Annotated in this window: 19 protein-coding genes; 10 read left to right on the top strand and 9 right to left on the bottom strand. The window is 37.8% G+C overall.

Features of this window, described 5'->3' with window-relative positions:
• Positions 1–86 precede the first annotated feature (86 nt).
• Positions 87–1,235 (top strand): tyrosine-type recombinase/integrase, encoded by a 1,149-nt coding sequence (locus J582_RS06090; protein WP_000534873.1) that lies wholly within the window; start codon positions 87–89, stop codon positions 1,233–1,235.
• Here the strand turns inward: J582_RS06090 and J582_RS06085 are convergent.
• From J582_RS06085 to J582_RS06065, 5 genes are all read right to left on the bottom strand, one after another.
• Positions 1,219–1,491: a pyocin activator PrtN family protein gene (locus tag J582_RS06085; protein ID WP_000500676.1), complete on the bottom strand. Its 273-nt coding sequence runs from the start codon at positions 1,489–1,491 to the stop codon at positions 1,219–1,221. The two genes, J582_RS06090 and J582_RS06085, sit on opposite strands and share 17 nt — an antisense overlap.
• Positions 1,492–1,509: 18 nt before the next feature.
• Positions 1,510–2,490, bottom strand: a complete 981-nt coding sequence (locus J582_RS06080) for a hypothetical protein (RefSeq protein WP_000170392.1) — start codon at positions 2,488–2,490, stop codon at positions 1,510–1,512.
• A 1-nt stretch (position 2,491) separates the two neighbouring features.
• Positions 2,492–3,727, bottom strand: coding sequence for a YagK/YfjJ domain-containing protein (locus J582_RS06075; protein ID WP_000838814.1), 1,236 nt, complete (start codon positions 3,725–3,727; stop codon positions 2,492–2,494).
• Between the two features lie 749 nt (positions 3,728–4,476).
• On the bottom strand, positions 4,477–5,589 hold the full coding sequence (locus J582_RS06070; RefSeq protein ID WP_000235770.1) for a hypothetical protein: 1,113 nt from the start codon (positions 5,587–5,589) through the stop codon (positions 4,477–4,479).
• Between the two features lie 361 nt (positions 5,590–5,950).
• The gene (locus tag J582_RS06065) at positions 5,951–6,166 is read right to left on the bottom strand and encodes a hypothetical protein (RefSeq protein ID WP_000489165.1); all 216 of its coding nucleotides are present in this window, start codon (positions 6,164–6,166) and stop codon (positions 5,951–5,953) included.
• 546 nt (positions 6,167–6,712) lie between these two features.
• Here J582_RS06065 and J582_RS0104325 point away from each other — a divergent pair.
• The 7 genes from J582_RS0104325 (at position 6,713) to J582_RS06040 (ending at position 10,979) form a co-directional block, all read left to right on the top strand.
• Positions 6,713–6,976 (top strand): hypothetical protein, encoded by a 264-nt coding sequence (locus tag J582_RS0104325; RefSeq protein ID WP_000790976.1) that lies wholly within the window; start codon positions 6,713–6,715, stop codon positions 6,974–6,976.
• A gap of 100 nt (positions 6,977–7,076) precedes the next feature.
• Entirely contained in the window at positions 7,077–7,223 is a 147-nt protein-coding gene (locus J582_RS26935; protein ID WP_000682545.1) for a hypothetical protein, read from the top strand.
• A gap of 70 nt (positions 7,224–7,293) precedes the next feature.
• Positions 7,294–8,319, top strand: a complete 1,026-nt coding sequence (locus tag J582_RS06060; RefSeq protein ID WP_000942646.1) for a J domain-containing protein — start codon at positions 7,294–7,296, stop codon at positions 8,317–8,319.
• A gap of 81 nt (positions 8,320–8,400) precedes the next feature.
• Positions 8,401–9,099 carry a hypothetical protein gene (locus J582_RS06055; RefSeq protein WP_001985473.1) on the top strand — a complete coding sequence of 233 codons (699 nt, stop codon included), beginning with the start codon at positions 8,401–8,403 and terminating at the stop codon, positions 9,097–9,099.
• Positions 9,100–9,157: 58 nt separating this feature from the next.
• Positions 9,158–9,487, top strand: coding sequence for a hypothetical protein (locus J582_RS06050; RefSeq protein ID WP_001068164.1), 330 nt, complete (start codon positions 9,158–9,160; stop codon positions 9,485–9,487).
• Between the two features lie 91 nt (positions 9,488–9,578).
• On the top strand, positions 9,579–9,875 hold the full coding sequence (locus J582_RS06045; RefSeq protein ID WP_000553831.1) for a hypothetical protein: 297 nt from the start codon (positions 9,579–9,581) through the stop codon (positions 9,873–9,875).
• 54 nt (positions 9,876–9,929) lie between these two features.
• Positions 9,930–10,979, top strand: a complete 1,050-nt coding sequence (locus J582_RS06040) for a DUF932 domain-containing protein (RefSeq protein ID WP_000951143.1) — start codon at positions 9,930–9,932, stop codon at positions 10,977–10,979.
• A gap of 265 nt (positions 10,980–11,244) precedes the next feature.
• Here J582_RS06040 and J582_RS06035 read toward each other — a convergent pair whose 3' ends face one another.
• Together J582_RS06035 and J582_RS06030 are read right to left on the bottom strand one after the other, a co-directional pair.
• Complete coding sequence (locus tag J582_RS06035) at positions 11,245–12,126, bottom strand: copper resistance D family protein (RefSeq protein ID WP_002035490.1); 882 nt, start codon at positions 12,124–12,126, stop codon at positions 11,245–11,247.
• Between the two features lie 67 nt (positions 12,127–12,193).
• Positions 12,194–12,574, bottom strand: coding sequence for a copper resistance CopC family protein (locus J582_RS06030; RefSeq protein WP_000689221.1), 381 nt, complete (start codon positions 12,572–12,574; stop codon positions 12,194–12,196).
• 281 nt (positions 12,575–12,855) lie between these two features.
• Between J582_RS06030 and J582_RS06025 the strand changes: the two genes are divergently transcribed.
• Positions 12,856–15,195, top strand: a complete 2,340-nt coding sequence (locus tag J582_RS06025) for a heavy metal translocating P-type ATPase (RefSeq protein ID WP_000349578.1) — start codon at positions 12,856–12,858, stop codon at positions 15,193–15,195.
• A gap of 77 nt (positions 15,196–15,272) precedes the next feature.
• Here the strand turns inward: J582_RS06025 and J582_RS06020 are convergent, their stop codons facing one another.
• Together J582_RS06020 and J582_RS06015 are read right to left on the bottom strand one after the other, a co-directional pair.
• Positions 15,273–16,649 (bottom strand): heavy metal sensor histidine kinase, encoded by a 1,377-nt coding sequence (locus J582_RS06020; RefSeq protein ID WP_000149040.1) that lies wholly within the window; start codon positions 16,647–16,649, stop codon positions 15,273–15,275.
• Entirely contained in the window at positions 16,639–17,322 is a 684-nt protein-coding gene (locus J582_RS06015) for a heavy metal response regulator transcription factor (RefSeq protein ID WP_001221580.1), read from the bottom strand. Before J582_RS06015 ends, J582_RS06020 begins: the two co-directional genes overlap by 11 nt.
• A gap of 149 nt (positions 17,323–17,471) precedes the next feature.
• Here J582_RS06015 and J582_RS06010 point away from each other — a divergent pair, with 149 nt between their 5' ends.
• Positions 17,472–17,813 carry a hypothetical protein gene (locus J582_RS06010; RefSeq protein ID WP_000853608.1) on the top strand — a complete coding sequence of 114 codons (342 nt, stop codon included), beginning with the start codon at positions 17,472–17,474 and terminating at the stop codon, positions 17,811–17,813.
• Positions 17,814–17,839: the final 26 nt, after the last annotated feature.

Here is a 17,839-nt window from a genome sequence, read left to right as displayed (position 1 = left end):
GGAACTCATGTTTAGCTGCGTTAATCGGTTTGCATTTACACCAGAATTTACACCATAATGAAAAAAATGGTTCATGGTGTAAAATTATGGGGTCAATTACTGCCAGAAAAAGTGCAGATGGAAGTGTTAGTTACCGAGCTGCTATCCGGATCAACAAAAAAGGTTATCCTGCTTATTCTGAAAGCAAAACATTTTATTCAAAAAAAGTGGCAGAAAACTGGCTTAAAAAAAGAGAAGTTGAGATTCAAGAAAATCCAGACATTTTACTTGGCAAAGAACAACTGATTGATCTAACTTTGTCAGATGCCATAGATAAATATTTGGATGAAGTTGGGAGCGAGTACGGCAGGACGAAACGCTATTCTCTACTCTTAATTAAGAAGTTGCCAATTGCGCGCAATATTATCACAAAAATACATTCGATACATTTGGCTGAGCATGTGGCTCTAAGACGAAGAGGCGTGCCTAATCTTGGTTTAGAACCTATTGCAACAAGTACACAGCAGCATGAGCTTTTACATATTAGAGGTGTTCTATCTCATGCATCTGTTATGTGGGGTATGGAAGTTGATTTAAGTAACTTCGATAAAGCTACAGCACAGCTTAGAAAAACTCGTCAAATCTCGTCTAGTAAAGTGAGAGATAGGCTTCCTACAAAGGAAGAGTTAATTGCTTTAACAAAACTTTTTGCTGAGCGTTGGAAGTTAAATAAATACGGTACTAAGTATCCAATGCATTTAATTATTTGGTTCGCAATTTTTTCATGTAGACGTGAAGCAGAGTTAACACGCTTATGGCTGCAAGATTATGATTCTTACAACTCTTCATGGAAAGTTCATGATTTGAAAAATCCGAACGGTTCTAAAGGTAATCACAAGTCTTTTGATGTGTTGGAACCTTGTAAAACAATAATTGAACTTTTATTAGATAATGAAGTGCGGAGTCGTATGCTTCGATTAGGATATGATGAACAACTCTTATTACCTTTGAATCCCAAAAGCATAGGAAAAGAGTTTCGCGAAGCATGTAAAATATTGGGAATAGAGGATTTACATTTTCATGATTTGAGACATGAAGGTTGTACGAGACTTGCAGAACAAAGTTTTACTATTCCTGAAATTCAGAAAGTAAGTTTGCATGATTCTTGGGGGAGCTTACAGCGGTATGTTTCTGTGAAGTCAAGGCGAAATGTAATTCAATTGGAAGAGGTGCTACGCCTCATTGATGAAACGTAGCAAAGTCTTTAGCAGCTTCAGAATACTTCTTATCTAAGATATCAGCCAAGTCTTTAACGTGCACCAGAAATGGTGCGCGTTTGCTTGAATCTATTTTAAAGACAGAGAAAGGAAACTCTTGATTATTTGCCTTTCTCAGCGCCTCTGCCTTGCTTAAGTGAGGATAGTAGTCTTGTACTATGCTCATTAATTCGACAGTCATAGAGCGATATTTCATAAATAGGTAATCAGCGGTGTTTAACTGGAATGCACCCATTGTGAAATAGCCTCTTAACTAGTTAGTTTTAAACTTTGAATACAACACATCAAAATTGGACTGTGTATCCCAAATTCGAAGGACTGCATCACTGCCTATCAGGTACGTTTTGAGCAGCTTAATAAGATCTTTGCACCTTGGATCACTTTTAAAAAAATGATTAGTTTGCATAAACCCGTTTAATGGCATAGATACAGGATATGCTTTGCAATTAAATAGGCCTTCCAGATTACCTCGTAAGGCAATGAAAGCATTTTCATCAGAAGAACCAACAGGATCATCTATGAACTGGCGTTCCAGTAAAAACACCAGCCTAAGTGCTAATTGTCCTTGGGGTGTAAGTTCCCATTTCGAAAATACGGCAATAATTTCATTATTTCCACCTTCATTAAGGAAAATGGCGATCATCTCTTTTTTCTGCTGATCTAAATATTGTTGTTTCGAATACATTGGAGTATTCGCTGAAAGCGTAAATAGCATTGGCAAATATAGCTCATGTGTTTCGAAGCCTGCGTAGTCTCTGAATAGAACCTTCATTGTCGAATCAAATAACTCTTCAGCACGACTTTGTTCTGTATTCCAAGCTGTTAAATCCTCACTAAACTGCCTAGTGTTGAGCATATATTGGTAGCCCGTAATTTGATTAGAAAAATACTGATCGTGGCAGTAAATCCCCCCATTAAGCATAGGCCCCATATGTTTAATAAACTGAATAAACAATTCGTTCTCTGGCTTTAGTCGAACAGATAACATCCCATTAGTGACAGGGGAGCCTGTCACTAATGGATATGCTGATCTAATCAACTCAACAGGTTTACTGAGAGATAATGCCTGATTACTATTTTGAGAATTTTGTTTTGCAAACATGCTTGTAGTTTTTGATCTCCCAAGAGCTTTTGCTGACTTCTCAGAACCAATCAGATCGTAAGCCCAAATAGGTTGAATGCTGCATGACGAATGTGTAGCTGCAAGTAAAGCATCTGATGCGTACTTAGTCATGTTACTGTCCTCCTACTTGAGCATCATCTGACTGATCAGAGTCTAGTAGGTTAAGTTGCTCGAACTTGCGTGGACGGCCAAGTTTGGTAGCAGGAACTTTTGGTATTTGGCTTGTTCGGAAGCTCCGAATTTGTTCTCCATTAGTAAAGGCGAAGTACTGATCATTTTTGCATATGTAGTCAAACGTAGCCTTGAGATTCTTAAGCATTTCATGGTCGGTATACTCCAAAATGCCTAAGGCACGATAGCGGTACTCATCTTTCTTCATATTGCAGATAAAAGCAGTCCCAAGATTGTTTGTAGCAACCCTCCATTTCTCAGCAATATATTGCCCCCACGTGATGTCCTCACGATGGTCATTGGCATTGAAGAAGTAATAAAGATGTCCATGGAATCCCTTGGTTGGGGTGTGTTCAATACGCAGGATATACCCGAGCGCTTGCTTAAGCTGATTATGCTTAGATGCATCATAGAACCGAATAAAAGACTCTTGCATAAACTCACTATCATGTTCAGCCTGAGCAAAATCAGTTGAGATAGCAAGCTGTTGAAGCTTAGCTGGATCGCGTATTAATCCTAGGTCTACTCGAACAACAAGGATTCGAGAATGGATCTTGAGTAGAGTCTCTACAAGCTCAACACAACGCTCTTTAGAACGGCGTCGATTACTAGCACGATTCGAAAGTTGTTTACGAATTGAGGCACTGCTCATTCTTATTGCAAACAACTTCTGAAATTTAATTAAAGCTGCAACATAAGCCTGAGCCTGTTCAGATGTGTAACACTGATTGATCAGAGAAAATTCATAAAGGGTATATTGTTCTTCCTTTGAAAGTTCTAAGAATGAATCCTTAAAGGCCTGTAACTCTATGCCCATCTTGTAATTGCCAGAGTGAGCAGACACAAAGATTGTTGTAAGCTGGCACTTAAGCAAAAGTGGAATATCCTTCGCATATTCAACACGTAGTTGCTCTTTGCCCTTAAAACTTTGAACAGATTTAAGAGTAGCGATTGGGCGCTCTTTCTCAAAATACTTGATGAACTCAACACGACTGAGCATTTTTTCAACTTCAGGGTTTATACTCGTTTTGAATATTTTAATCTTACCGTTTTCTGTCATGTACTCATGAGTTGAAAAATCTTCCTTGAGCTGTTCTAGGAATGCATCTCTATCTGCAACTGAGAACTGTGCGATAGGTGGAAGAATTGGTTTAGCTGTGTTGTTCAGAGATTTCATAGTATACCTACATACAAATAATTAATTACGTATCAGGCGTCATGAGGTAAATGCTCTCCCTATGGACATCGTTTAAAAATGTCCATTAGGGTAGGCGTAGAGTGGATATTGGCTAATCTATCTGGAGTGTATTCATCTCAAATGGATACACAATTAAATCAATCTAATCTATAAGCAGTATTTGCTAAGGCACACTGCTTATGACAATAAGTATCTAGTAGATTAATTACATATATCTAATATTACTTATTACAATTGTATTTAAACCGAAAAGCCGATTGCACTTTACTTCGAGAATGCTCTACCAAAAAATGACGGTAATACGAGGACTTTTTAAAAGTTGTGATGTCCTGCGTTATGCAGCATTTAAATGGCTTCGTTGAGCTATTCTTTGGGTGACCCACACCCGTAAATTGCTAAGCTTCCAATTGAATGTACTTATTAATTTGATGTGTTGCTGGCTTAGGTTTGAGTTGGTCATATTGGTTCCTTATGTAGCAAGTTTTGTATGCTTGATTGCATAAGGGAAATTCTAGAAAAAAATTAAGCACCCTCTAAAAATCTGCGAAGAATTTATTTAAGCTACTGATATATATGTATTTAAAATCTTTAAAATATAGAAATTTCATTGTAATTATTACTCTTTTAAAAATTTATTAATTTTTTTTAAGAGCATGTCAGTGTAGAACTAACAGGCTCTAAATAAATTATGTGAGTGATCGGATTTTTATTGGGGTGGGAGGGGAATTCTAAAGTTTTCTACCTTTCTTTTCTATAAAAATGTTCAGCGCATCATATAGGCTTGGCTCGCTTTCCTTTAACCAAGATTTAGCGCTATTCAGTAACTTCATTCTCTGATCGTCGGTTCTAATTTTACTTTTTTGAGTTTCTAAGGCAGAAATCTTTTTCTGATAAAATACTCTTATTTCCTTATAACGTTCGATAGGGCGACCTGCAAAAGAAGTTAGGGGTTGATCACGGTTCTGAGCTTGTATGATTACAGTTTTTTTACCATATTCTTCAATTTCTTTGACTTCAGCTGTAGATAGATCATTTCGAGCTGCAAAAAGAAAATATTCAGCTTCTTCTTTTTTTCGTAAACAATGTTCTATTTCAGCATTGTATTCTTGAGTGAGGTATTCTGGAATTTTTGAGATAGCTTGCTGCTCAATGGCTCCTAGAACCGTATCCATACTTGAGTAAGTTTTTTGATTACTGGTAATAAAACGTTGAACAAGTGAGAGGTAAGTTTTTTTTACCCTCTGGGATTTTTTATGGCTGTTTCGGGCTAATTGAGATTGCCTAATCTGTTTATAGATATCTTCTGGTAGCGTGTAGATATAGAAAGAACAATCATAATGTTTGGAGTAGAGACGAAATGCTTCTTCAAAATGTTTCTCAGCTTGTTGTGCTGTTTTTTTGAATATTCTGGTTTTAGTTGATACCAAGTTTTTGAATTTACGAATTTCAGTCGCGATTTCGCCATAGTGTCGGGCAAGTCGGTCCTCTTCGGGAATGTAGATGTAAATTTCCGATTTACCTCGAAGTAATGGTGGGGGTAATCTCCATGCCTGTTGACGGAGAGCCTTTTGTTCTGGCGATTCTTTTAATAAGCCTTGATCAAGCTGTTCATAAAACCACTTTCGGTCATTATCCGTCATTTCTTCACTGATAGGTTCCATTTGTTCGGGTAAATAAGCTTTGTAGTGTTCGGCATAGGCTGATGGCAAACCATAGGGAAATTTATGTCTTTTAATAATATGTTCTTCAAGTTGGTCAATTAAGCCAATAAGTTTTTTGATGTTACTCGTAGATGTGGTTTCTTGTTTAGCCTTAGCATTTTTTTTAGCTGAAGTTGCCATGTAATCAAGTTCACTTATTCATTTTAAAAGAAGTGCATATATTATAAGTCGTAACTACTTATAATTTAAAAATGATTTAGCTTAACTTGAGAGTGAATTATGAGCATTTGTAGAGGGGTGTTAGGTGTTAAACTGCACTCCATTTATGTACCGACTTATGATGATTCTGTACCGACTTGCGATGTTTTGGGTGAAAAGTAGTCAAAATCAAAATGTAGCTTAGAGTTATAATTGTTGGACTAAACTTGTAGTACTGTGAAGCATTCTACTGGATTATAAATTTATTATGGACTGAATCAAGTGCTAGAAAATCACTCATTATTGGTTAGTTAATAGTATGTCTTTGTATTACTAAAAGGTCTCAATAGCGTTTCATTAATTGCAATGCAAGATTGTAGGCTACGGTTGTAGAAATTGACTCTGCTATAAAGAACTCTTGGGGTGGGGTGAAGTTTAAAGCCTGCTTTCGATAACGCGTCTGCTTTCCTGTCTGTTTGTCTTTAAAAATAAACTCATCCTGAGCATGAGAATATTCTTGTCCATACAGTGGACCACCAAGACACTTTAACCGAAACACTGAATCATCCTTAAATTTACCTAATGGTTAGTTTAAAGAATTAATCTAATGAAAAACAATAACAATCACTTTACGACTTAGTCGATAGATCATTGACACCTTAAATATTGCACATTATCCTTTGCTTGCTGGCCACATTGCCAGTCGGTTTTGACAGACCGTTTTATTGGGTTGCATCAGAGTTATTCCTTCTGAGGAATAATTTTGAGGGTACATCTCGTCTCCTCCCGTTGCGGTAGGACGGGAGAGGGACACTTTCGAGTGTGCTGGTGTCAATCCAATCCGGTCTGTCAACCCTTTCTCGTTCTGCCACCATAATTCTCTAATGCTTTGGCAGAACTCCCAATATAAAGGAGTTGGCTATGCATATTCTTTTTATAACGCCTGATTAGTTTTAATAGGATTTGATGAACTTCTAGTTTCTCAAGCTTTAGATCTTTTCGTCTAAAAATTTACTTAAAAAAATGTCATGTGAGCTACACCATGGCAAGGCTTCGTGTTGCCTAAAAAAGCCTAAGCTCCATGACGACGTCACTGGATAAAATGATGAAAAATAAAATTTTGATGGGTTTGGTAGGTGTCAGTATTTTGTTGGTTACTGGTTGTTCTTCTGATTTCGAAAAGGGTATGAAACAAAGCTGTAGGAATACGGGAGGAAGTCGCAGTTTCTGTTCCTGCTTCTACGACAGGATGGAAGAACATTATGGTGAAGAAAAGCTGGAGGCGATTGGCATGATGCAAGTCAGGATGCCAGAGGATTTCGAAGAGGTGTCTTTTAAGTCTGGTCAGCAATGTGCACATAAACTTTAGAGCTCGTATTCACATTAAATCTTAGTTTGTCTTTTGATCTCACCTGCTGCCATAGAGCAGTGGGTTGGATAGGCTTACCTAAAAAAATGAGGAATTTACAATGAAACATCCATTGATTGGCCTTTATTTCACCATTGTGATTGGTTATTGGCTGTATTTGATTTGGCAGTACCCTATTTATTCTGGTTCATATTCTTTGGGTCGGGCACTTGTTTGGCCTGCTGATTTTCTACGTTGGTTGTTTTAGTCGCTAAATTGGGGAAGTTGCCATGACAATCATATCGAGAGAATCACTCCAGAAAAGCCGTTGGATGTTGATGTTAAGAGCGAGTGACAATATTTATTTTGCACCCGCTATTCCTTATAAAAAATTGCAAGGGGCTATGAGTTATCTCCCTCAAGGAATTCATCCAGATGAAATCCTTATGCTAATTGACGATACGGTATTTGGCAGTGCTAAAGCTGGACTTTGTGTGACGGCGACAGGACTCTTTTATAAAGAAAGCTTTGGAGATGAAGCGGTTTATCTCTTTAAAAGTATTCATCATGTCGAGGCAGATATTGGCGTCATTAATCATGGCATCGTACTGAATCGTATAGAAACCCTGACCTTTACCCAACTGGATAAGGGCACAGTACGAACATTGGCTTCATTTCTAAATGAAGTTTGTCAGGGTGAAACAGAAACCGATCGGGCTCCACCACAGATTGATGCAGAACTGAAGGTAATTATTGATCTGTTTGCTTATTTCATCACATTCAATATGGGTAAGTGGAATCCTGAATCTAGTCATGCAATATCTAAACATTTTGTAAAGCTGAATGATGAAGCATCACAGCACTATATTAAAAGGTTACTGACTGAACATCCCAACTTTGAATATGAAGAATTATTACATCGCTTTGCAGAACTGAAAGATGTGCTGGCTTACAAGCTTCGTACGGAGATGATCGAACAACTGGTTTATGCCATGGCACTGGGTCAGGTTGAGCAGAATCAGGCGGATCTCTTCATGACCCATTTATGTCGTGTATCCAATGTTTCTAAAGCCGTATTTCCTGATCTGGTCAAAATTATCTATCAATGTCTGGCTGATGAAATGAATCAGTCTACTACTTCTACTTTCAACGGTGGACAACTTCAAGCGTGCAAACTTCTTGATATTCAGCCTAATTCACTGACTGAGCAGAACTTACAATCTGCTTACCGAAAAAAGATGGCTGAGTTCCATCCCGATAAATACCAGAACTTACCTGAATCTGTTCGTCAGTTGATTGAAAGTCAGGCACAGCAACTGAATGAAGCAAGAGCTTTATTAAAAAGCTATTTGGACAATAACTGAAAATAAAGAATTTTTACTTACATATTACCCCAGTGAAGGCAGCCCTAAAGCGCCGTATATCCTCTATTTCAAGGTAATGATATGAATATGATAAAGAACAGCACTAACTCAACTAAAAAGATACCACCGTTATATTGGTTGTTAACTGTAGTCATGATGGCGGTGTTAATTGCAGGCGGTATTTTATTTAATCAACATCAAAAACGACAAACTGAACTTCAGTTAGCACAACTCGCTTTAGAACAATCTAAGGTACAAAATCAATCTGCCACAACACAAGCAGCATCGGAACCCGTTGAATCAGGTTTCACTGGAATTGAAAGTATGGTGGAAAACCCGGAATCAGAATCTGCTCATTCACAAGCTGAAGATGAGGTTGTTGCGGGGGCAATAGCCGCGGTTGATCAGGCAAAAGCACAAGATACAAGTCTAGGTAATCTCAGTTCAGAAGTTGATGGTGAGTACCATGAAGGGAAAACCTTAAGTTCCAATGCTTCTCGCTATGGATTAAAGCCAATCAAATCTGCTCCAGCTGATTTAAAGTCAACCATCCCGAATATTGATCAAATGTTAGCGTCACATCTCATGAATGTATGGGGCCGCTCAAGTCCAGATCAGGTGAGTAAACGAGTTGAAGGATGGAGCCAGCAAGGTAATACCATGACCTATCGTACTGCATGGGACTCTGACCGTTACCAATGTACTTGGTATGTGGTGAGTTGGGATAAGAACAGCAATCAAGTCCTTCACGAAGGATACCAGCCATGCTTTGGTCACTAATTAAAGCTGGTCTGTAGCATTCGTTTAATTATTACTTTACTTAATCAGAGAAAATACCATGAACCCAATCAAACTTATCGCATGTGGAATTTTAAGTCTTTCACTCAGTTCTATTGCTTTTGCTAAAACTGAGCAGATTACACTTAAAGCCAATGTCTATTACGGCGAAGAATCGGTGGTTTTTCCAACTACTAAAGGCGAAGTCATTTTAAATAGCTACGCTATACCAGCTAAAGTCGTTCCACAAGTTAAACCTTTTAAGAAGGGGCAATGTTTAGAAATCAAATCAAAACATGGTTTCTTTAAAGACACTGGAGATGGTCAATATATTGAAAGTATCCAACCTTGTAGCAAGAAAGGTTTAGCGACTCCAAAAGTAACTCGTTAATTTGACTTAATCTAAAACGACATAAAGCTCAATCAAACCACAAGCATTTGCTTGTGGTTTTTTTTATGCCTTTTATTGAGAGGAGACGACTATGCATCAATGTCCTTACTGCCATTCGAGACATCTGAAATTACTACGGCAGTCAGAACAAAGCCATCAAGGTGTATTTGCAAAACTTTCATCATTCTCCCCCATGTCTCTGGCAGCAGCCTGTATGCAATTGTCAAAACGTAGTCCTATTCACCCACTAGTCGGTGGCTTTGTTGGTTTAGTTGTAGGGGGCATGTTTCTGCTCTACGTCCAGCATCAAGACAATACAGTGTCCTTGCATTATCAGTGTGAGCAGTGTCTGCAACATTTTGAAATCCAGCAATCAAGCTTTTCTTAACTTCATCCCAAACTCTTAATCAAATTATTTAAATCACTTAATAGGAAAAACATCATGGCACATCAAGTTGAAACAATGGCTTTTGTAGGTCAAACCCCTTGGCATGGTTTGGGCAATCAACTCACTAGAAATCAACCTTTAGAAGTATGGGCACAACAAGCAGGGATGGATTGGCGAATTGAATCATCCAATGTCAGCTATATGACAAAAAATGAACGTGGACAAAACATCATCATGCCGTATGAAGATCAGAGAGTCCTTTATCGTTCAGATACTCATGCGCCGCTATCAGTGGTAAGTCAGCGTTATCAGGAGGTGCAACCGATGGAGATATTAAACTTCTATAAAGACCTGACAGAACAATCAGGCTTTGAACTGGAAACAGCAGGGGTATTGAAAGGTGGTCGTAAGTTCTGGGCACTGGCTACGACTGGACAATCAACAGCACTGAAAGGAAAGGATGTGAGTAATGGTTATATCCTTCTGGCAACAGCATGTGATGGGACATTAGCCACCACGGCGCAATTTACAAGTGTACGTGTGGTGTGTAATAACACCTTAGCGATTGCCTTACGTGGGCAGAATAGTAGTGCAGGTGTGGTGAAAGTTCCACACAGTACCAAGTTTGATGCTGAAAAGATTAAACAGCAATTGGGTATTTCGGTTCATGCATGGGACGAGCACATGTATGAAATGAAGCAGCTCAGCCAGCGTAAAGTCACCCAGCAGGAAGCAGCAGCTTACTTCGATGCAGTGTTCAATAATACAAACCTGAATATTGCTGAACAAGATGAAAGTATCATTCAGTTCTACCGTAATGTAGCTACGCCTAAACAAATCAACTCATCCAAAACCGACAATAAAACTGAGCCAAATGGACGTGCGATGTCTAAGGTCATGACCATGTTTAACGGGCATGGTCGTGGTGCCGAGTTAGCTTCAGCTAAAGATACGGCGTATGGACTGCTTTGTAGTATTACCGAGTTTGTTGATCATGAGCGACGTGCGATCTCAAAAGATCACCGATTAGATTCAGCATGGTTTGGGGTAGGAGCCAACCTTAAACAACGCGGGCTGGAACAGGCACTAAGAATGGTTGTATAAGTTATGATTATTTGTTTAAGTTTATTTATACATGAATTACAGAAAATCATGTAATTAATTTATAAAAACATGGGCAGATTATGGGGTAAGTAATTTTACCCCTATATTTTAAAAGATCTGAGACTCTACAGTCTTACACTACACTCTACTTACAATAGTAAAGCTTATGGAGTTAGAAAAAATATCAAGGATTGAACCAATGATGAAATCAAGCAGAATCAGATAATTTTTTTCATTTTACTTTTTTAAATTACTATATACCTATTTAATCAATTCCCACTACAGTTGTAATATATCCAGTCGTTAAAAGGATCATTAGGCCTAATGACATTTCAAATAAAATGGCATAGCCCAACTGTCTGGCAAATTTCGGGTCTTGTAAGCGAGGGGTAAAATACCATTTGTTGAAAGCAGCTAATAATAAAATGCTTAGAACAAATGCGATCTTAATAATAAAACCATGCCCATAAGGAGTATTTAGTAGAGTATTGAAATCTTTAATGAGTAACAGAGCAATACTAGCACCACAAGCGAGTAGTATTCCCACAACAAATGCTGCGATTCTCCCAAATAAGTGCATGCGATCTTTTAATGGAAGACCAGTAATTTTTTTACTTGTTTTCCATAAAGGAAAAAGTGATCCCATCCATAAGGACATTACAAGGACATGTATTGATAATAAGAATTGAGCGAAAAAGGGCAAGTTTGTGACATGGCCTAATTGTGAAAAACTAAAAACCATGGGGATAAGTAGGATGGTAAAAATTGTTCCTTCTACTTTGGAAACTTGGATAGTCCCTTTACTAAGCTTTACGATCATAAATAACAATAAAAGTGCAAAACTAACTGAGCGGATGATATGGATATGCCCAGTGGGAGTATTTATTAAGATATTAATGTAGTTACTGTCCCACATTCCTGAAAGACCTGTATTGGCAAAACTTCCTATAAGAACAAAGAAGCCTAAAGTGCTTGAAATAAAGCCTAATCCTGCACCAATAGTAATGTACTTTAGAAGAGTTTCCCTGATTTCTACATAACGTCCCAGTAGAAAATAGCTAAAGGCACCACCAACAACAAATGCTATTCCTAAATATAAAACGACTTTAATCAGCCACGTTGCATATATCCAAGTTTCAGGATTCATATTTTTCCTCCCTGCGATAGCAATATGCCAGCAAGCTGCTGGCATATAGACTATTGATGCTCTATAGTTATTTCGCTGATTTAATAGTGAAGCTATATTCGCCATTCATGTTATGGCCATCAGTACCCATTGTGGTCCAAACCACTGTGTATTTACCTTTCTTAAGTTTAGGTACTGCTACTTCAAATGATTTTTTTAAATCATGAGTTATCTGATAAGTTAAAGGGATGTCTTTACGTTGAGCATCAAGTAATTTGACATTCATTAACATGACTTCTTCACCAAAATTTAAAGTTATATTTTTTGGCTGACTTGCTACAGATGCATTAATAGCTGGAGTGGCACTTTCAAGTTTGACATGAGCAAATGCGCTTGAAGCAGCTACAACCATAGTCGCACCTACTAGTACATTACGTAGAGCTGACACTTTATTTTGGAAAATTTTCATTTCATCACCTTTTAAAAATTAGTACGTGCTAAGTAATGACCCAGTGAAATTCCTAAATTGATCGAGTTGGTCATCACTCTTTGTATGCTTATTATTTAAGAAAGAGAGCAACGTCTTGATGACTCCAAAATTACATTTTTGTCATTTTTAGAATTAAAAACTCACAAGTGTTACACTGACTTTATCAAGAGTAATGTTCATTAAATACTCAAATAATCAGAAATGTATTTCTGCACGAAGGTAATTAATTTTTTAAAATCAAATATGAAGGAGGTTTCTATATGGACCATCATCATGAAAAGAAAACTATAAATAACGTACTAAAGGATCCTGTCTGCGGCATGGCTGTAACAGAAGAATCTAAATTTCATGAACAAGTTGGCAATAAGACTTTTTACTTTTGTAGTGAAAAATGTCAGATAAAATTTAAGCATGATCCTACTTTTTACATTGCTAAAGAAGATAGATCTGTTTCCGAAAATGTCTCCCTAAATAAGATGGATACACACTCAGATAGTGTAAATACCTCATCAATTTATACTTGCCCAATGCATCCGGAGATCCGACAAAATCATCCTGGTAACTGTCCGATTTGCGGTATGTCACTAGAACCATTACTTCCCAATCTAGATGAAGCCGATGATAATCCTGAACTTAAAGATTTCAAAAGAAGATTTTGGTACACCTTACCGTTAACCCTCATTATCATATTTTTGGCGATGTTTGGTCATCAGTTGAACTGGTTTGAGATGAAGGTACAAAGCTGGATTGAACTTGTTCTTACTTTACCTATCGTCTTTTGGGCAGGTTGGCCATTTTTTGTTAGATGTTGGCATTCAATTTTAAATCGTAGTCCGAATATGTGGACTTTAATTGGAATTGGGACTGGAGCTGCATTTATTTATAGTGTCGTTGGAACCCTAGCCCCACAAGTTTTCCCAGCGTCTTTCATCTCTATGGGGCGTGTTGCTGTATATTTTGAGGCAACAGCCGCAATTATTTCACTGACCTTATTAGGTCAAGTTCTTGAGTTAAAGGCACGTTCGCAAACTTCGTCAGCAATAAAATCTTTACTTGGGTTGGCACCGAAAACCGCAAGAAAAATTAATGAAGATGGCACAGAGGAAGATATCCCACTTTCCCATGTACATGTTGGAGATTTACTGAGAGTACGACCAGGTGAGAAGGTCCCCGTTGATGGAATAATTACAGAAGGTTCAAGTTCTATTGATGAATCAATGTTAACGGGAGAGCCAGTTCCAGTAACAAAACGTATAGGTGACCAAGTAATCGGTGCGACAATGAATATGAACGGTTCATTAGTGATACGTTCGGAAAAGGTCGGTTCTTCAACAGTACTTTCACAGATAGTTCAAATGGTAGCGCAAGCTCAGCGTTCTAAAGCCCCTATGCAAAGAATGGCAGATCAGGTAGCTGGCTGGTTTGTACTGGTGGTGATCGGTATATCTATCCTTACCTTTTTTGGGTGGGGAATATTTGGACCAGAACCGAGTTGGGTATACGGACTAATCAATGCTGTCGCAGTTTTAATTATTGCTTGTCCGTGTGCTTTAGGATTAGCCACACCAATGTCAATCATGGTGGCAACGGGTCGTGGTGCATCCAATGGCGTACTCTTCCGTGATGCTGCAGCAATAGAAAATTTACGTAAGATTGATACATTAATTATTGATAAAACAGGGACCTTAACAGAAGGTCGCCCCTCATTTGATAAGGTCATTGCTTTATCTGGATATGAAGAAAATGAAGTTCTCAGATTAGCTGCCAGCTTGGATCAAGGTAGTGAACATCCATTAGCGGATGCAATTGTACAGGCTGCCCGTGAAAGAAATCTTGTACTAACAACACCAACATATTTTGAGTCAGGTTCTGGAATTGGTGTTAAGGGTGAGTTAGATGGACAACAATTATCATTAGGCAATACAGCTTTAATGGAACAACTCGGCATATCAGTTGATACATATATCCCTCAAGCTGAGCAATTAAGAGCAGAAGGCGCAAGTGTTATGCATTTGGCTGTTGATGGGACGCTCGTAGGACTATTGGCTGTTTCAGATCCAATCAAAGTCAGTACACCTGAAGCTGTGCATGCTCTGAAGAATTCTGGATTAAGAATTATAATGGCCACAGGAGATGGTTTAACTACTGCAAAATCAGTTGGAGCTAAATTAGGTATTGATGAAGTTTACGGAGAAGTTAAACCAGCAGATAAACTGGAACTGGTTAATAAATTACAAAAAGAAGGAAGAATGGTTGCAATGGCAGGTGACGGTATCAATGATGCCCCAGCTTTAGCTCAAGCGGATATTGGTATTGCAATGGGGACTGGAACAGATGTGGCTATGAATAGTGCTCAAGTCACTTTAGTCAAAGGTGATTTACGAGGTATAGAGATCGCTCGCTCCCTGTCAGAGGCCACTATTAAAAATATGAAGCAAAACCTGATGTTTGCATTCCTTTATAATGCATTAGGCATCCCTTTAGCCGCGGGTATTTTATATCCATTTACTGGTTGGCTACTTTCTCCTATGATCGCAGCTTTAGCAATGAGCCTAAGTTCAGCATCGGTTATTGGTAATGCTTTAAGGCTACGTAGTTAAGAAAGGATCATTTTCTGACTACTCATAATTTTTTAGATACTGGAAATGAGTAGTCAGTTGTCTTTTATTTACAAAAATTAGTTTTTAAAAGTTATTTTAAAAACTATCCGACCGTTGTTATAGTCTGCTTGAATCGTTGCGCCATGTACATCAAGAATTGACTTGGTAATTGCTAGACCTAAACCTGTGCCTTCCTCAACTCTTTGTCTGGATACATCCGTACGGTAAAAACGGTCAAATAATCGATTCAGCTGTTCAGATGTTATTGGTGAGCTTTCATTTTCGATTGTGAATATAGTGGTATCAATATTTTGTCGGCAATTAATCTTAATTATTGAATCAGGTTTACCATATTTGATCGCATTTGATAGTAAATTACTCAGTGCACGACGTAACATTGAGGGATCGCCTTTTACGTATCCTTGTCCACTTTGTTCTAGGGACATTCCCTTTTCAGCAGCGATAGCATCATAGAAGTCAAATAAAGCAGAAATCTCTTTTACTAGGCTGACCTGTTGTAGGTTTGGTAAGTGTAGGCCATGCTCTGCCTTTGCAAGAAATAACATATCTGAAACCATTCGAGCCAAACGTTCAAACTCTTCCAGATTAGAAAAGAGGACTTCCTGATAAGTATTAATATCCCGACTACGAGATAAACATACTTGAGTTTGAGTCATTAAATTATTAATAGGTGTTCTAATTTCATGGGCCAGATCAGATGAAAAATCTGAGAGTTTTTCTACAGCCGTTTCTAGCCGATCTAACATATCGTTAAAGGCTATGGCTAATGATTTTAGTTCAGTGCGTGTATTATCGACCGCTAATCGTTCAGATAGATGCTGAGCTGAAATGCCTTCTGCAACTTTTGCCATTTTCTGAACTGGACGTAAGCCCCTCCATGCGGCAAACCAACCTAAAAACATTAAACAAATTGTGCCCACAACTCCGATATATAACAATTGTCGTCTAAAGTCGTTTAAAAAATGTTGATGTTCGGAGGTATCGATTCCAACAATAATTTGAGCAGTTGGAACACTCATATTTTTATCAAACGATTTTTTATAAACTAAGCCACGGTATGTTTTATTTTGAATTTCCCACTCTATCCAAGGGATATGTTTAGACTTTACTAATGTTTGAGCCTTTATAACGGCAGGGGCTGAACTAAAAATGATTTGGCCAGTTGGGCGTTCAATCTGGACAATTAGATCATGATGACCAACTAAAGCATCTTTTAAATATATCTTTAGTTCATCGGTGTTTTTCGGATTCTGTTCCAGTAAATTTTCTAAAAGCTGAATTTTCCCTTCTAGCTGAGTGCGGTCCTGAGTTTCAAAATGATGCATAACAAGCTGATGAATGACCAGCCCCATAATCATTAAGATAATAATGGTAGATAATGAAAAAATGATCGCAATACGGAAACTGATCGCATTAAACAGTTTATGAGTCATCTTCTACCTCTAAGACATACCCCATTCCGCGGATGTTTTGGATCAACTTAGGACTGAAATTACTATCTATTTTATTTCTTAGACGTTTAATAGCGACTTCTACAACATTGGTATCACTATCAAAATTCATATCCCATATTTGAGAAGCAATAAGAGCACGAGGTAGAATCTCTCCACGTCTACGCATAAATAATTCCATCAATGCGAACTCTTTAGCTGTAAGGTCAATTCTTTGTCCAGCACGTGTGACGCGACGTTTACGAAGATCAAGTTCAAGATCAGCAATTGTAATAATATTGCTATCTTCCTTTTGTTGACCGCGACGAAGTAAGGTTTTAATTCGGGCAAGAAGTTCTGCAAAAGCAAAAGGCTTAACGAGATAATCATCAGCTCCTAGTTCCAGGCCTTTAACTCTATCTTCAATTTGATCACGAGCTGAGAGAAAAAGGATAGGCATAGTTTTGCCACTTTTGCGAATATCATTAATGATATTCCAGCCATCTAACTTCGGTAACATTACATCTAGTATAATTAGATCGTATTCTTCTGAAAGAGCTTGATGTTTACCTGATAAGCCATCTGTAACCCAGTCTGTAATATATCCTGCTTCAGAAAGACCTTGCTTTAGATAATCACCAGTTTTTTGTTCATCTTCAACTAGTAAGATTCTCATTTATTAAGCCCCGTATCGCATATTAAGACCATAATAACGTTATAAATACAGGATGCGATGTAGATTACAAAAATGTCATTTTCAAGTCACATAGATGTCCGGTTCCAACCTATAAGTTAGTTATATAAAATTTATTTTTGGAGCAATCAATGAAAACTCTATTCCGTCGTGGCTTAACTGCTTTTATGTGTGTTGGGACTTTAATTGCTGGAAGCCAATCTTGGGCTGCTGATGCTCAACAGAAAAATACTTTAAGTACAGAAGTTAAAGTAAATTCAAAAGCGCAAGAGAAATGCAAAAAACCTTGTGATATGAAAGAAGATAAGGAAAATCAACAGAATCATAGTCAGCATGATCACAGCCAAATGTCTGATATGTCCCAAATGGACCATTCTAAGATGATGAATATGGACCATTCTAAGATGATGAATATGGATCATTCTAAAATGGGTGAGATGGACCATTCTCAAATGAATATGCCAAATAAATAATTAATACGCGAAATAAGATATTGAGG

Origin of the sequence: Acinetobacter sp. 1566109 (assembly GCF_000582255.1) — a bacterium.
Classification (GTDB): Bacteria; Pseudomonadota; Gammaproteobacteria; order Pseudomonadales; family Moraxellaceae; genus Acinetobacter; species Acinetobacter nosocomialis.
Note: the sequence above shows the minus strand (reverse complement) of the source record. Positions and strands in the feature narration are given on the sequence as shown.

Excerpts from the sequence above, each read along its gene's own strand:
- J582_RS06090 (WP_000534873.1), top strand. The coding sequence starts at position 87 with ATGGGGTCAATTACTGCCAGAAAAAGTGCAGATGGAAGTGTTAGTTAC.
- J582_RS06085 (WP_000500676.1), bottom strand. The coding sequence starts at position 1,491 with ATGGGTGCATTCCAGTTAAACACCGCTGATTACCTATTTATGAAATAT.
- J582_RS06080 (WP_000170392.1), bottom strand. The coding sequence starts at position 2,490 with ATGACTAAGTACGCATCAGATGCTTTACTTGCAGCTACACATTCGTCA.
- J582_RS06075 (WP_000838814.1), bottom strand. The coding sequence starts at position 3,727 with ATGAAATCTCTGAACAACACAGCTAAACCAATTCTTCCACCTATCGCA.
- J582_RS06070 (WP_000235770.1), bottom strand. The coding sequence starts at position 5,589 with ATGGCAACTTCAGCTAAAAAAAATGCTAAGGCTAAACAAGAAACCACA.
- J582_RS0104325 (WP_000790976.1), top strand. The coding sequence starts at position 6,713 with ATGAAAAATAAAATTTTGATGGGTTTGGTAGGTGTCAGTATTTTGTTG.
- J582_RS26935 (WP_000682545.1), top strand. The coding sequence starts at position 7,077 with ATGAAACATCCATTGATTGGCCTTTATTTCACCATTGTGATTGGTTAT.
- J582_RS06060 (WP_000942646.1), top strand. The coding sequence starts at position 7,294 with ATGTTAAGAGCGAGTGACAATATTTATTTTGCACCCGCTATTCCTTAT.
- J582_RS06055 (WP_001985473.1), top strand. The coding sequence starts at position 8,401 with ATGAATATGATAAAGAACAGCACTAACTCAACTAAAAAGATACCACCG.
- J582_RS06050 (WP_001068164.1), top strand. The coding sequence starts at position 9,158 with ATGAACCCAATCAAACTTATCGCATGTGGAATTTTAAGTCTTTCACTC.
- J582_RS06045 (WP_000553831.1), top strand. The coding sequence starts at position 9,579 with ATGCATCAATGTCCTTACTGCCATTCGAGACATCTGAAATTACTACGG.
- J582_RS06040 (WP_000951143.1), top strand. The coding sequence starts at position 9,930 with ATGGCACATCAAGTTGAAACAATGGCTTTTGTAGGTCAAACCCCTTGG.
- J582_RS06035 (WP_002035490.1), bottom strand. The coding sequence starts at position 12,126 with ATGAATCCTGAAACTTGGATATATGCAACGTGGCTGATTAAAGTCGTT.
- J582_RS06030 (WP_000689221.1), bottom strand. The coding sequence starts at position 12,574 with ATGAAAATTTTCCAAAATAAAGTGTCAGCTCTACGTAATGTACTAGTA.
- J582_RS06025 (WP_000349578.1), top strand. The coding sequence starts at position 12,856 with ATGGACCATCATCATGAAAAGAAAACTATAAATAACGTACTAAAGGAT.
- J582_RS06020 (WP_000149040.1), bottom strand. The coding sequence starts at position 16,649 with ATGACTCATAAACTGTTTAATGCGATCAGTTTCCGTATTGCGATCATT.
- J582_RS06015 (WP_001221580.1), bottom strand. The coding sequence starts at position 17,322 with ATGAGAATCTTACTAGTTGAAGATGAACAAAAAACTGGTGATTATCTA.
- J582_RS06010 (WP_000853608.1), top strand. The coding sequence starts at position 17,472 with ATGAAAACTCTATTCCGTCGTGGCTTAACTGCTTTTATGTGTGTTGGG.